The organism is Arthrobacter sp. StoSoilA2 (genome assembly GCF_019977195.1).
In the GTDB taxonomy this organism is placed as follows: domain Bacteria; phylum Actinomycetota; class Actinomycetes; order Actinomycetales; family Micrococcaceae; genus Arthrobacter.
Genome location: NZ_AP024643.1, coordinates 3,376,033 through 3,389,349, shown reverse-complemented (window position 1 = coordinate 3,389,349; position 13,317 = coordinate 3,376,033). Strand labels below are relative to the sequence as shown.

Annotated in this window: 13 protein-coding genes; 10 read left to right on the top strand and 3 right to left on the bottom strand. The window is 61.6% G+C overall.

Annotated features, from left to right (window positions below; genetic code table 11):
* Window positions 1-65 precede the first annotated feature (65 nt).
* The 3 genes from LDN82_RS15365 to LDN82_RS15355 are packed head-to-tail and all read left to right on the top strand — an operon-like array spanning window position 66 to window position 3,649.
* Entirely contained in the window at window positions 66-995 is a 930-nt protein-coding gene (locus LDN82_RS15365; protein ID WP_224088212.1) for an ABC transporter permease, read from the top strand.
* Window positions 985-1,929, top strand: a complete 945-nt coding sequence (locus LDN82_RS15360; protein ID WP_224088211.1) for an ABC transporter permease — start codon at window positions 985-987, stop codon at window positions 1,927-1,929. The genes LDN82_RS15365 and LDN82_RS15360 overlap by 11 nt, the downstream gene beginning before the upstream one ends.
* A 10-nt stretch (window positions 1,930-1,939) precedes the next feature.
* The gene (locus LDN82_RS15355; protein ID WP_224164875.1) at window positions 1,940-3,649 is read left to right on the top strand and encodes an ABC transporter ATP-binding protein; all 1,710 of its coding nucleotides are present in this window, start codon (window positions 1,940-1,942) and stop codon (window positions 3,647-3,649) included.
* Between the two features lie 105 nt (window positions 3,650-3,754).
* On the opposite strand, the gene LDN82_RS15350 is transcribed toward LDN82_RS15355, so the two are convergent.
* A complete protein-coding gene (locus tag LDN82_RS15350; protein WP_224164873.1) occupies window positions 3,755-4,606 on the bottom strand; it encodes an SGNH/GDSL hydrolase family protein in 852 nt (283 codons plus the stop codon).
* A gap of 281 nt (window positions 4,607-4,887) precedes the next feature.
* Here LDN82_RS15350 and typA point away from each other — a divergent pair, with 281 nt between their 5' ends.
* Both typA and LDN82_RS15340 read left to right on the top strand, forming a co-directional pair.
* On the top strand, window positions 4,888-6,804 hold the full coding sequence (gene typA / locus LDN82_RS15345; RefSeq protein ID WP_223933779.1) for a translational GTPase TypA: 1,917 nt from the start codon (window positions 4,888-4,890) through the stop codon (window positions 6,802-6,804).
* Between the two features lie 33 nt (window positions 6,805-6,837).
* Window positions 6,838-7,251 carry a hypothetical protein gene (locus tag LDN82_RS15340; protein WP_224164871.1) on the top strand — a complete coding sequence of 138 codons (414 nt, stop codon included), beginning with the start codon at window positions 6,838-6,840 and terminating at the stop codon, window positions 7,249-7,251.
* On the opposite strand, the gene LDN82_RS15335 is transcribed toward LDN82_RS15340, so the two are convergent.
* Window positions 7,248-7,487 carry a hypothetical protein gene (locus LDN82_RS15335; protein WP_224164869.1) on the bottom strand — a complete coding sequence of 80 codons (240 nt, stop codon included), beginning with the start codon at window positions 7,485-7,487 and terminating at the stop codon, window positions 7,248-7,250. The two genes, LDN82_RS15340 and LDN82_RS15335, sit on opposite strands and share 4 nt — an antisense overlap.
* Window positions 7,488-7,622: 135 nt before the next feature.
* On the opposite strand from LDN82_RS15335, the gene fdxA reads away from it, so the two are divergent.
* The 3 genes from fdxA (at window position 7,623) to LDN82_RS15320 (ending at window position 10,628) form a co-directional block, all read left to right on the top strand.
* The gene (gene fdxA / locus LDN82_RS15330) at window positions 7,623-7,949 is read left to right on the top strand and encodes a ferredoxin (RefSeq protein ID WP_018776555.1); all 327 of its coding nucleotides are present in this window, start codon (window positions 7,623-7,625) and stop codon (window positions 7,947-7,949) included.
* Between the two features lie 14 nt (window positions 7,950-7,963).
* Window positions 7,964-9,112, top strand: a complete 1,149-nt coding sequence (gene dapC / locus LDN82_RS15325; RefSeq protein WP_224164866.1) for a succinyldiaminopimelate transaminase — start codon at window positions 7,964-7,966, stop codon at window positions 9,110-9,112.
* Between the two features lie 232 nt (window positions 9,113-9,344).
* A complete protein-coding gene (locus tag LDN82_RS15320) occupies window positions 9,345-10,628 on the top strand; it encodes a citrate synthase (RefSeq protein WP_224088206.1) in 1,284 nt (427 codons plus the stop codon).
* Between the two features lie 151 nt (window positions 10,629-10,779).
* Here LDN82_RS15320 and galE read toward each other — a convergent pair whose 3' ends face one another.
* On the bottom strand, window positions 10,780-11,796 hold the full coding sequence (gene galE, locus LDN82_RS15315) for a UDP-glucose 4-epimerase GalE (RefSeq protein WP_224164864.1): 1,017 nt from the start codon (window positions 11,794-11,796) through the stop codon (window positions 10,780-10,782).
* An 80-nt stretch (window positions 11,797-11,876) separates the two neighbouring features.
* Here galE and LDN82_RS15310 point away from each other — a divergent pair, with 80 nt between their 5' ends.
* Entirely contained in the window at window positions 11,877-12,503 is a 627-nt protein-coding gene (locus LDN82_RS15310) for a TetR family transcriptional regulator C-terminal domain-containing protein (protein ID WP_224088205.1), read from the top strand.
* 177 nt (window positions 12,504-12,680) lie between these two features.
* The gene (locus tag LDN82_RS15305) at window positions 12,681-13,292 is read left to right on the top strand and encodes a hypothetical protein (protein WP_224088204.1); all 612 of its coding nucleotides are present in this window, start codon (window positions 12,681-12,683) and stop codon (window positions 13,290-13,292) included.
* Window positions 13,293-13,317 lie beyond the last annotated feature (25 nt).

Here is a 13,317-nt window from a genome sequence, read left to right as displayed (position 1 = left end):
TTGCTTGCTTCGGCAGGAAGGCAAACATGACACACCAACGCCCATCAAGCGGAAAGGGGTGACCTGTGGTTCGCTATATCTTGCGTAGGCTCCTCCAGGTAATTCCCGTTTTCCTTGGAACCACACTCCTTGTCTACTACATGGTGTTCGCCCTTCCCGGCGACCCCATTGCGGCGCTCTTCGGCGATCGCCAACCTCCTCAGAGCGTCATCGACGCCCTGAGGAACCAGTACAACCTCGATCAACCGTTCTGGGTGCAGTACGGGATCTTCCTGAAGAACCTGTTTACCTTCAACCTCGGCGTTGACTTTACGCAGCAACCCATTGCAGCCTCGCTGGCAAGGGCCTTTCCGGTGACGGCGATGCTTGCTATCGAAGCACTTATCATCCAGGCCGTCTTCGGCATCGCTTTCGGTGTTTTCGCCGGACTGCGCAAGGGCAAGTTCTTCGACTCCACCGTCCTGGTCGCCTCCCTGGTGGTGATTGCTGTTCCCACGTTCGTGCTCGGCTTTGTCTTCCAGCTCGTGTTCGGTGTCCAGCTCGGATGGGCAAAACCGACCGTTGGGGCCAACGCCGACTGGGGCAACCTGATCCTGCCTGCGGTGGTTCTAGGCCTTGTTTCCTTCGCGTACGTCCTGCGCCTGACCCGTGCATCGGTGAGCGAAAACATGAATGCCGACTATGTGCGGACCGCAACAGCCAAGGGGCTCTCGCGTCCGCGTGTGATCATGGCCCATATCCTGAGGAATTCGTTGATCCCGGTTGTGACCTACCTTGGTGCAAACCTTGGCGGCCTCATGGGCGGTGCCATCGTCACTGAAGGCATCTTCAACGTTCCGGGAGTCGGCAACAAGCTTTTCCAAGCCATTCAGCGCAGCGAAGGCCCCACCATCGTTGTGATCGTCAGTGTCCTTGTTCTTGTCTTTGTTGTCACCAATCTCCTGGTTGACCTCCTGTACGCCTGGCTTGACCCGAGGATCCGCTATGACCAGTAACACTGAACACTTCGTCGCCCCAATCGATGAGACTCCGCTGCAGGCCACGGACACCGTCAAGCTTGAACAAGCGCCCCTCAGCCTTTGGGCCGATGCCTGGCGCAAGCTGCGCCGGCGCCCGCTGTTCATCATCTCCGCTCTGCTAATCCTGCTGTTGACCACAGTTGCACTTTTCCCGGGCCTGTTTACGAGCGTTGCGCCCGACAGCGACTGTCAGTTGGCCAACTCGGAGGCAGGACCCACGTCCGGACACCCGCTTGGTTTCACGCTGCAAGGCTGTGACGTCTATTCGCGTGTCATTCATGGCACGCAAGCTTCGTTGTCCGTGGGCGTCCTGTCTGTGCTGTGCGTGATCGTCATCGGTGTGACCCTGGGTGCACTGGCCGGATACTACGGCGGCTGGCTCGATGCCGTACTTGCACGATTGGGTGACATCTTTTTCGCCCTCCCCATCATCCTGGGTGCCCTGGTCATTACGCAGCTGCCGTTCTTCCGGGAAAACAGGGGCGTCTGGACCGTCGTAATTACCATATCCATGCTGGCGTGGCCGCAGATGGCCCGTATTACGCGTGGTGCCGTTCTTGAGGTCCGCAACGCTGACTTCGTGACCGCAGCGCGTTCGCTGGGTGTCTCCAACTTCGGGGCGTTGCTGAAGCACGCGCTGCCGAACGCACTGGCTCCGGTGATCGTCCTGGCAACCCTGGAGCTCGGTGTCTTCATCGTTCTCGAAGCCACACTGTCCTTCCTGGGTGTGGGCCTGCCGCCGAGCGTGATGTCGTGGGGTAACGACATCTCGGCGGCCAACGCGTCCATCCGCACCAACCCCGGAATTCTGCTCTACCCGGCAGCGGCACTGTCCATCACCGTCCTGAGCTTCATTATGCTCGGCGACGCCGTCCGCGATGCTCTTGATCCCAAGAGCCGTCAGCGCTAAGGAGGCGAACATGGCTTCTGCCAACATTAGAATCGATGAAGTCGCGGCACAGGGAAGGCCAATCCTGGAAATCAAGGACCTGGCCATCACCTTCAGGACCGGCTCCGGTGAGGTCAAGGCGGTAAAGAACGCCCACTTGACCATCATGCCGGGCGAGACTGTCGCCATCGTGGGGGAGTCCGGTTCGGGGAAGTCGACGACGGCCCTCGCCGCCATTGGCTTGTTGCCTAACAACGGACGCGTCTCGGGTGGACAGATCCTGCTGGACGGCGAGGACATCTCCCATGCGCCGGAAAAGCGCATGATTGAACTCCGCGGCAGCCACATCGGCATGGTTCCCCAGGACCCGATGTCCAACCTCAACCCGGTCTGGAAGATCGGCTACCAGGTCCGCGAGACCCTCAAGGCCAACGGTCGTCCGGACGGACCCGAAGACGTTGCCCGCGCTTTGGCTGAGGCAGGTCTTCCCGATGCTGGACGGCGCGCCAAACAGTATCCGCATGAGTTCTCCGGCGGTATGCGCCAGCGTGCTCTCATTGCCATCGGGCTAAGTTGCCAGCCCAAGCTCCTGATCGCGGACGAGCCCACCTCTGCATTGGACGTCACCGTCCAGCGCAAAATCCTGGACCACTTGGATACCATGACCACGGAACTCGGTACGTCCGTGCTGCTCATTACCCACGACCTCGGCCTTGCGGCTGAGCGCGCAGACAAGGTAGTGGTCATGTACCAGGGCAACGTTGTTGAAGCAGGACCGTCCCTGGAGCTGTTGCGCAACCCGCAGCACCCCTACACGCGGCGTCTGGTGGAATCGGCACCGTCGCTCGCATCGCGCCGAATCCAGGTTGCCAAGGAACAGGGCGTGGAAGCCAGCGACCTCCTTGCTCCCGTCGTGGCAGCCAAGGCCCGTGCAACGGACGAGGTCCTGCAGATCAAAAACCTGCGCAAGGTCTACAAACTGCGGCAGGGGCTGGGCAAAACCGCGGACTTTGCCGCCGTGGATGACGTCAGCTTCCACGTCAAGCGCGGAACCACCACGGCCATTGTGGGCGAGTCCGGTTCGGGTAAATCCACCGTGGCCAAAATGGTCCTCCAATTGGAGAAGCCCACCGAGGGCCGGATTGTGTTCGACGGCGTGGATACCGCTGGGCTCAAAGGCAAGGATCTTTTTAAGTTCCGGCGCCGCGTACAGCCGATTTTCCAGGATCCTTACGGTTCCCTGGATCCGATGTACAACATCTTCCGGACCATCGAAGAGCCTCTACGTGTCCACAAGATCGGAAATGCGGCGAGTCGCGAAAAGAAGGTCCGCGAACTGCTGGACCAGGTGGCTTTGCCACAGTCCATGATGCAGAGGTATCCGAACGAGCTTTCCGGTGGGCAGCGGCAACGCATTGCCATTGCCCGGGCCTTGGCCTTGGATCCCGAAGTGATCATCTGCGATGAGGCCGTTTCGGCACTGGACGTCCTGGTCCAGGCCCAGGTGCTGAATCTCCTGGCAGACCTCCAGGACAACCTGGGCCTGACCTACCTCTTCATCACCCACGACCTCGCGGTGGTCCGCCAGATCGCGGACCACGTCTGCGTGATGGAAAAGGGCAAGCTGGTTGAGACGGGCAGCACGGACGATGTCTTCGACAACCCGCGCGAGGCTTACACGCAGGCCCTGTTGGATGCCATTCCCGGCGGCTCGCTGCTGCTGCCGCCCGCGGTGGCCTGACCGCCGTCGTACTCTCCGCCGACGAGAGAACAGCAAGAGCCGGTGGTACCCACATGTGGGAACCACCGGCTCTTGCCGTTAAGGAGTCGGCCCCACAACGGTGCCCTATTCGGCTGACACCGACGCGGCGGTGTCCGGGCGGGCTGTGAGGCCGAGCGCGGTCAATTCCCGCGCCAGAACACTGCCCAACTTCGCGTGGCCGGACGGCTTCATGTGGACGCCGTCCTGGAGGTCTGCAACGGCATCGTAGCGGGTCAGCCAGTCGCCCGCGCTGACAAACGGGATCGCTTGCTTGGCGGCGATCCGGCCAAGGAGTGCGTCCACCTCGGACCGGCGGCCACCACCATTGTCGGCTCCTCGGGCCAACGTCCCGATCATCGCCAGGCGAGCCCCCGGATAGCGCTTCCTGAGCGCAGCGAGGAGCCGTTCGGCGTTACTGGTGATCTGGGCATCGGTGGCCTTTTGTGAGGCGTCGTTGCCGCCACCCTGGACGACGATCAGGGGCGGATCTCCATAGGGCAACAACCAGTCCCCGCGCTGGAGGGCGTCGATGTAATTGCCCGTTTTGCCGTTGGAGGCAACGAATCCCGTGCCGCCCATGCCCACCACGTGCAATTTGTATCCAAGCGCGGAAATTCCCCTTTGCGGCCATGAGTCCTTGGGCATGGCTTGTGAATCGCCAATCAACACGGCCGTGTGGCGTACGTCGGCCAGGACTACTTCGTCGCGGTTGTTCGACGGATTCCTGTAGAGCGAGCCCACTGGCAGGTCCAGGGCACCCGGGGTGGGCGCTATCGTACGGGGTTTGTCCGCGGCGGACGTCTCGGCAGGAACGGGCGCGGCTGAGCGCGAGGGGGTGGATGGTGGGGTTGCTTGGTTTGGTCCGCAGCCGACCACCAGAACGCCAACGGCGATCAAGGGTGCGAGCAGGCGGAACGCGGCCGAGGCTTTGCGCATCGTTGGTCTCCGTATGGCACTGGTTCTGCAGCAATCATGGGGCAAAGGAAACAGAAAATCCAGCATCTTGACTGCCGGTTACTAAAGCGTGATGTGCTGTGATGGGCGCCACAATTAGGGCCTAAATGGCTTGCTTTTTAGGCTGATAAATGCAACTGCGTTTAGACTTGCTGTAGGTGCCCTGTGTCCCGGGGTCTTTTCGTTGTGTGTTCCGATCAGGTGATCAGGTATGCGCGCGGATACAAACAACTGACTTCACCACTGAAACGAGTCATCAACGCATGTCTGAAACCATCACCAACACTGCGTCGCGGAGCGATCTGCGCAACGTCGCGATCGTCGCACACGTTGACCACGGCAAGACCACCCTGGTCGACGCCATGCTCAAGCAGACCAACTCCTTCGCTTCCCACGGTGAGGTTGAGGACCGCGTCATGGACTCCGGTGACCTTGAGCGCGAAAAGGGCATCACGATCCTCGCCAAGAACACCACGGTTGCTTACAACGGCCCGTCGTCCAACGGCGAAACCATCACCATCAACGTCATCGACACCCCCGGCCACGCCGACTTCGGTGGCGAGGTAGAGCGCGGCCTTTCCATGGTCGACGGCGTCGTCCTTCTGGTCGACTCCTCCGAGGGTCCGCTGCCCCAGACCCGCTTCGTGCTCCGCAAGGCCCTTGCCGCGCACCTTCCGGTGATCCTCCTGGTCAACAAGACGGACCGTCCCGACGCCCGCATCGATGAGGTTGTCCACGAGTCCATGGACCTGCTCCTGGGCCTGGCTTCGGACCTTGCCGATGAAGTTCCGGACCTGGACCTGGACAAGGTCCTTGAGGTTCCGGTTGTCTACGCTGCTGCCAAGGTTGGCCGCGCCTCCCTGGACCAGCCGGACAACGGCTCCGCCCCGGAGAATGAGGACCTTGAGCCGCTCTTCAAGACCATCATCGAGCACATCCCTGCTCCCACCTACAACCCGGATGGCGTGCTCCAGGCGCACGTGACCAACCTGGACGCTTCGCCGTTCCTTGGCCGCCTCGCCTTGCTCCGCATCTACAACGGCACGCTCCGCAAGGGCCAGACCGTTGCCTGGGCCCGCGCCAACGGTGAACTCAAGAACGTCAAGATCACCGAACTCCTGGCCACCAAGGCGCTGACCCGCGTTCCTACCGAGTCGGCCGGTCCGGGTGAGATTGTTGCTGTCGCAGGCATCGAGGAAATCACCATCGGTGAAACGCTTACGGACGCCGAGAACCCGCAGCCGCTGCCGCTGATCACGGTGGACGACCCGGCGATCTCCATGACCATCGGTATCAACACCTCGCCGCTGGCCGGCAAGGTCAAGGGCGCCAAGGTCACGGCCCGCCAGGTGAAGGACCGCCTGGATAAGGAACTGATCGGTAACGTCTCCATCAAGGTTCTCCCCACCGAGCGTCCCGACGCCTGGGAAGTACAGGGCCGTGGCGAACTCGCCCTGGCAATCCTCGTTGAGCAGATGCGTCGCGAAGGCTTCGAGCTGACCGTTGGCAAGCCGCAGGTAGTCACCAAGACCATCGACGGCAAGATCCACGAGCCGATGGAACACATGACCATCGACGTCCCCGAAGAATACCTCGGTGCCGTGACCCAGCTCATGGCAGCCCGCAAGGGCCGCATGACCAACATGGCCAACCACGGCACTGGCTGGTGCCGCATGGAATTCATCGTCCCGGCCCGTGGCCTCATCGGCTTCCGCACCAAGTTCCTCACCGACACCCGCGGTGCGGGCATCGCGGCTTCCATCTCCGAAGGCTACGAGCCGTGGGCCGGTCCCATCGAATACCGCACCAACGGTTCGATGGTTGCCGACCGCGCCGGTGTTGTCACCCCGTTCGCCATGATCAACCTGCAGGAGCGCGGTTCCTTCTTCGTGAAGCCCACCTCTGAGGTTTACGAAGGCATGATCGTGGGCGAGAACTCACGCGCCGACGACATGGACGTCAACATCACCAAGGAAAAGAAGCTCACCAACATGCGTGCTGCTTCCTCGGACACCTTTGAGAACCTGACGCCGCCGCGCGATCTGACCCTTGAGGAATCCCTCGAGTTCGCCCGTGAAGACGAGTGTGTCGAGGTGACTCCGGAGGACATCCGTATCCGTAAGGTCATCCTCGATTCCAACGAGCGTGCCAAGGCCAACCGCGCCCGCGCCAAGGCATAGTCCAGCCCGGACCAATCCGGCTGTACCAGAAGAATGAACAAAGGAGTCGCCAGTGCGGCCCGTGGCATCGCCACGGCCGTGCCGGCGGCTCTTTTTGTTGCTGCGGCAGGCACGGCACTGCACCGGCAAACCGTGGTGCTCTCCGGCGTCGACGTCCCCTGGGGCGTCGGGGCAGCGCTGTTGCTGCTTGCGTCGGTCCAGTTGTGGTTGGCGGCATGGTCGGTTTCAGTTATTCCGACGGCGGTAGCTGGCGTAGTGGCCTATGCTGCCGTCGGTGCGTTGTCGTCCGGAGGACCCAGCAAACAGTTGTTGCTGGGCGACGCCATGGGCAACATCTGGGTGTTTGGCATTGCCGCGGTCACCTTGATCATGCTTGTGGTTGCCAGCCGGCTACGGATGCGCTGGCGCGGCGCTGCTCATACGCAGCGTCTGGCACGCAGCCGCTAACGCTGGCCGCGCCGCGGTGGAGGAGGAGGAGGAACTTCCTTTGCCGCGATGACCAACCCCAGCGGAATTTCGACGTCGGAGGTCCGCGTTCGTACGGTGCAGCTGCTTTCCGTGGTGGTCACCAGGTACCCCAGTGCGTCCGTGAGCCCGTCCTCGATCCTGTAGCGCACCACCACCCGGATGCCCGGCTGGGCCTTGAGCAGAAATTGTCTGGGTGGCAAATGCGGGGGAGTCACCGTTTCATACTAAGACGCGGGCTAGGTTGGCGTCATAGCACTGTTGGATAATAGGCTCAGAAGTTGAGTGTCCGGCATGCTGCCGGCCGTATTACCCCGGCTGTGGCCGGGACAAACCGTGGAGAGGTCTGGGACGTGACGTACGTAATCGCGCAGCCGTGTGTAGATGTCAAGGACAAGGCATGTATCGAAGAATGCCCTGTCGACTGCATTTACGAAGGTGAGCGTTCCCTCTACATCCACCCCGATGAATGCGTCGACTGTGGTGCCTGCGAACCCGTATGCCCCGTGGAAGCCATCTACTACGAGGATGACACCCCGGAAGAGTGGGCCGACTACTACAAGGCCAACGTCGAATTCTTTGACGACCTCGGTTCCCCGGGCGGCGCTGCGAAGATCGGCAACACCGGCAAGGACCACCCGTTCATTGCCGCCCTGCCCCCGCAGAACCAAGACCACTAAGGGCGGTTGCTTCCTTGATTTCCGCGGCACCGGCCTTTGGCCTTAACCTGCCCGACTACCCGTGGGAGGCCATGGCACCGTATGTCGCCACGGCCGCCAAGCATCCCGGGGGAGCAGTCAACCTGTCCATCGGAACACCGGTCGACCCCACTCCCGGCCTGATCCGGGATGCGCTGGCAGCGGCGTCGGATGCGCACGGTTACCCAACGGTGCATGGCACGGAAGCCTTGAGGCAGGCTGTCGTGGACTGGTTTGCCGCCCGCCGCGGAGTGGTCAACCTGGATCCGAAGGACGTTATGCCCACGGTGGGTTCCAAGGAACTCGTCGCCTGGTTGCCTTTCCTGCTGGGCCTTGGCAACGGGGACGTCGTAGTCAGGCCTACCGTTGCCTACCCCACATATGACATCGGTGCGATGCTGGCAGGAGCCACTGCCGTGGCGGCTGACAGCCTGGACGAACTGGATGCCGCCACGCGCGCAAGGGTTCGCCTGGTGTGGATCAATTCGCCGGGCAATCCCACGGGCAGCGTCCGGAGTGTCGAATCGCTCCGGGAGATCGTGGGCCAGGCACGCGAAGTCGGCGCCGTTGTAGCCTCCGACGAATGCTACGCCGAGCTTGGCTGGGGCGAATGGGATGTTCAGCGTGGGGGAGAAGCTGTCCCGAGCATCCTGGACCCACGGGTTTCCGGTGGTTCCACGGATGGCCTGCTGTGCGTCTATTCGTTGAGCAAACAGTCCAACCTGGCCGGCTACCGGGCTGCTTTCGTGGCTGGCGACTCCGCGATTATGGCCAACCTTGTTAACAGCCGGAAGCACGCAGGAATGATCGTGCCCTATCCGGTGCAGGAAGCGATGCGCGTCGCTTTGGGCGATTCGAACCACGTCCTTGCACAGAAGGATCTCTACCGCGGACGTCGGGAGAGGATCGTTCCGGCTCTTGAGAAGTTCGGATTGCAGATCCATGAGTCCAACGCCGGCCTCTATCTGTGGTCTACGGCCGGGGAAGCTACGTGGGATACGGTGGCCCGTTTTGCTGAGCTGGGAATCGTCGTAGGCCCCGGTGTCTTCTACGGTGATGCCGGTAACGGCTTCATCCGGGTGGCACTAACCGGCAGCGATGAACGCATTGACGCAGCCGTGGAGAGGTTAAGCGCAGGCTCATAACAATGCTGTGACTTGTGCCACAAGCCGCGTCATTTCGCCAGTAACCGGACGGAACGGATTAGTTCCGGGGGGTTACTGGCGGTAGCTTTTTAACTGACTATCAATGGTGGCCTTCAATAAGAAAGCACTGCGGTCGTTGGAGCCCTGCAACAGTGGGGCCGAAAACGGCGTCACCAGAAGTTGGTTGGACAAGCGTTCTATAGAGGCCCAGAGGCCTCATGAAGGGGACTCCATGACTGAGACCACCAGCGCGACACTGCGCCATGCCGGCGGCGAACTTGAACTGCCGCGCATCCAGGTTGTAGAAGGAAACGAAGGTTATGACGTTTCCAAGCTGCTGAAGCAGACGGGCGCCGTTGCCTATGACCCCGGCTTCATGAACACAGCGGCCACCACCTCGGCCATCACGTACATCGATGGCGACGCGGGCATCCTGCGCTACCGCGGGTACCCGATCGAGCAGCTCGCCCAGCACTCGAGCTTCCTGGAAGTTTCCTACTTGCTGATCTACGGCAACCTTCCCACTCCCACGGAGCTGGAAGCCTTCGATCAGCGCATCCGCCACCACACGCTCCTGCATGAGGAACTGAAGGGCTTCTTCGGCGGATTCCCGCGCGACGCCCACCCCATGCCGGTGCTTTCCTCGGCTGTTTCGGCGTTGTCCACGTTCTATCAGGACTCGCTGGATCCCTTCAACGCGGAGCACGTGGAAGTTTCCACCATCCGCCTCATGGCCAAGCTGCCGGTTATTGCCGCTTACGCCCACAAGAAGTCCATCGGCCAGCCGATGCTCTACCCGGATAACTCCATGAACCTCGTGGAAAACTTCCTGCGCCTGAGCTTCGGCCTCCCGGCCGAGCAGTACGAGCTGGACCCCGTTGTGGTCAAGGCCCTTGACCTGCTGCTCATCCTGCACGCTGACCACGAGCAGAACTGTTCCACCTCCACCGTCCGCTTGGTAGGTTCCTCCAACGCGAACCTCTTCGCCTCGGTATCCGCTGGCATCAACGCCCTCTTCGGTCCCGCCCACGGTGGCGCCAATGAAGCCGTGCTGAAGATGCTGCGCCAGATCCAGGCCGAGGGCATCAAGCCCGAGGACTACATGGAAAAGGTCAAGAACAAAGAAGACGGCGTCCGCCTCATGGGCTTCGGTCACCGTGTCTACAAGAACTACGATCCCCGTGCCAAGATCATCAAGGCAACGGCCCACGAGGTCCTGGGCAAGCTCGGCGGCAACGACGAACTGCTGGACATCGCCATGCGCCTTGAAGAGAAGGCCCTGGCTGATGACTACTTCATCCAGCGCAAGCTGTACCCGAACGTGGACTTCTACACTGGCCTGATCTACAAAGCGATGGGTTTCCCGGAGAAGATGTTCACTGTCCTCTTCGCCATCGGCCGCCTCCCGGGCTGGATTGCCCAGTGGCGCGAAATGATCAACGATCCCCAGACCAAGATCGGCCGCCCGCGGCAGCTCTACACAGGGGAGCCGGAGCGCAACTACCCGGCCAACTGATTCGGCAACAGCGTCAATCACGACGGCGGCCGCCCACCTCACGCGAGGTGGGCGGCCGCCGTCGTTGGTTCCGCCTGTGATAAAGCAACGCGGGGTCACTTAGGGCCCATAAAGCAGGCCGAAATGGGCCCTAAGTGACCCCGCGTTGTTATTAGGAAGCGTTGTACCCGTAGGGGTTGTTCTTCTGCCAGCGCCAGTGGTCCTCGCACATCTGGTCCACAGTCTTCGTGGTGGACCATCCGAGGTCTGCGAGGGCGGAAGAAGCGTCAGCCCAGAAGGCGGGGAGATCGCCGGCGCGGCGGTCGGTGATCTCGTATGGAATCGGCCGGCCTACGGCCTTCTCGAATGAACGCAGGACCTCCAGAACGGACGAACCGCGGCCCGAGCCAAGGTTCCAGCGGCGGACTCCCGCCCGATCAGCGATGAAGTTCAGTGCCGCTACGTGACCTTCGGCGAGATCCACGACGTGAATGTAGTCGCGCTGGGCTGTTCCATCGGGGGTGTCATAGTCGCCGCCGAAAACCATGAGCTTCTCGCGGCGTCCCACGGCAACCTGGGCGATGAAGGGGACAAGGTTGTTGGGGATGCCCTGGGGGTCCTCGCCGATGCGTCCGGACGGGTGCGCGCCAACCGGGTTGAAGTAGCGCAGCAGTGCGATATGCCAGCGGTCGTCCGCATTGCCCAGGTCCGACAGGATGTCCTCGATCTGTTCCTTGGTACGGCCGTATGGGTTGTTGGCACCGATTTCCATCTTCTCGATGTACGGGATGGGATTGTGCTCGCCATAGACGGTTGCGGAGGAGCTGAACACGATGGAACGGACGTTGTGCTTGTCCATGGCCCGGAGCAGGTTCAGGGTCCCCACGATGTTGTTGTAGTAGTACGCCAATGGCTCCTGAACGGATTCGCCCACGGCTTTTAGTCCTGCGAAATGGATCACGGCATCGATCTGGTGCTGGTCGAACACGGCCTCGACGGCGGGCTCGTCCACCAGGTCGACCTTGTGGAAGGCCGCTGTCTTGCCAGTGAGCTCGGAAACCCGGCGCAGGGACTCTTCGCTGGAGTTCACAAGGTTATCGAGCACGACGACGTCATGGCCGGCTTCCTGAAGGGACAGAACGGTGTGTGAGCCGATGTAGCCGGTGCCACCCGTGACAAGAATTTTCATGGTGTCTACGCTATCGGAAATCGGAGCCACGCCGCTCAGTGTTGAGCGGTGTTGAAGCACGTTCGTGCTAAAAAATACTGGTGCCCAAAATTGTTGATGCCGAAGTCCGGCGCCAGGAAGTTGTCCAAGCTGTCTTCAGGATCATCGCAAGCGACGGTTTGGAGCGGGCATCCCTTCGTGAAGTAGCTGATGAAGCCGGGCTGGCCGTCGGCTCAGTGCGGCACTATTTTGCCAGCAGCGACGAGCTACTCGCGTTCTCCTTTGCCTCCGTCATCGACCGCATCAGCGCCCGGCTGGAGTCAGCTTTTCTTGCCGTTGAAAGCGAAACTCCGGGCAGCGCCGGGCAGCACGCCGCGGTGTTGAACCTCTTGGGTCAGTTCCTTCCCTTGGACGAACAGCTCGCTATGGACGCCTGCGTTTGGATGGCCTTCCGCCACGCTGCGCGAATCAAACCCGCCCTGGCTGCCGAGGCCGAACGTAGCCACCGCGCAGTCGCTGCCATTGTGGGACGCCTCATCATGCTGCTGAGCCCCGGCGAAGCCGCAGCCCGGCAAAGCCTCGTCACAGAGGCTGAGCGGCTCCTGGCCACCATGGACGGCCTTTGCATGCACGCCCTGCTCCAGCCGGAATGGATGACGGCCGAGATGTGCAGTGACGTCCTCACGGCTCATCTCGCGGCTTTCGCTCCGGCGCCGGCCACGCAATAGACTGACCGGCCACGCCATAGGCAGTCCAGCCACGCCATTGACTGTCCCGGCGTCCCGCGGATGTCCGCAGGAGGACCAATGTGCCGCTCGGCAAGCAGTGCGTCCCGCACCGTTACCGTAGCAAGCCAACGGGAATAGACTGGGACATGTCGGGAACCTGCCAAGGGAGGAATTCGGATGCATGAGTCAGGCGGCCCGGGATGGCGCATCACCATGGACACGTCCGGGCCGATGCTCATCGCCCTGTACTTGCGCGATGTAGCTGGACTCGACGGTGCCGGAAAGCCGTTGCTGTCGCACGCTGCTCCCAAGGTCCGCCATGCCGACCATAGTCACCTCACCTCGGATGTGGGCGGAATCAACGCCCTGAAAACCGAGTGGGAGGCCTGGTGGGAAAAGCTCGTGAAGACCTATCCCGACCCCGCACTTGAGCTCGCGCCACCCAGTTTCAAGGCCTTCGGCAATTCCCCTGCCCTCCAGCGTGTCCTTCAGGCACACTTTGGCTCAGCTTTGGGATGGGCAACAGACAGGATCGATGAATACGCAAAGATCGAGGCAGAGCGCGAAGCCAACGGGGTCACGGGAGTCCTGAACGAGATGGTGGAGGACCGGCTTCTGGAAGTCGGGCGTAGTTCGCGGGACTTTGATCTCACCATCATCGAGTTGCCGCTCAACGAACCCCGTGCCTGGTACTTGGAGCCCAGCACCATGATCATGAGCCACAAGCTGCTGTCCGAGCCCGATGTCTTCCGCAGCTATGTCCAGCCTGTGGTGGAGATACTGGCCTAGGTAGCGGCTTTGCACCCCCTATGTA

What these genes read in the sequence shown, in the direction of transcription:
- LDN82_RS15340 (WP_224164871.1), top strand. Translation starts at nt 6,838, where the DNA reads ATGAACAAAGGAGTCGCCAGTGCGGCCCGTGGCATCGCCACGGCCGTG.
- LDN82_RS15355 (WP_224164875.1), top strand. Translation starts at nt 1,940, where the DNA reads ATGGCTTCTGCCAACATTAGAATCGATGAAGTCGCGGCACAGGGAAGG.
- typA (WP_223933779.1), top strand. Translation starts at nt 4,888, where the DNA reads ATGTCTGAAACCATCACCAACACTGCGTCGCGGAGCGATCTGCGCAAC.
- LDN82_RS15360 (WP_224088211.1), top strand. Translation starts at nt 985, where the DNA reads ATGACCAGTAACACTGAACACTTCGTCGCCCCAATCGATGAGACTCCG.
- LDN82_RS15305 (WP_224088204.1), top strand. Translation starts at nt 12,681, where the DNA reads ATGCATGAGTCAGGCGGCCCGGGATGGCGCATCACCATGGACACGTCC.
- LDN82_RS15350 (WP_224164873.1), bottom strand. Translation starts at nt 4,606, where the DNA reads ATGCGCAAAGCCTCGGCCGCGTTCCGCCTGCTCGCACCCTTGATCGCC.
- galE (WP_224164864.1), bottom strand. Translation starts at nt 11,796, where the DNA reads ATGAAAATTCTTGTCACGGGTGGCACCGGCTACATCGGCTCACACACC.
- LDN82_RS15320 (WP_224088206.1), top strand. Translation starts at nt 9,345, where the DNA reads ATGACTGAGACCACCAGCGCGACACTGCGCCATGCCGGCGGCGAACTT.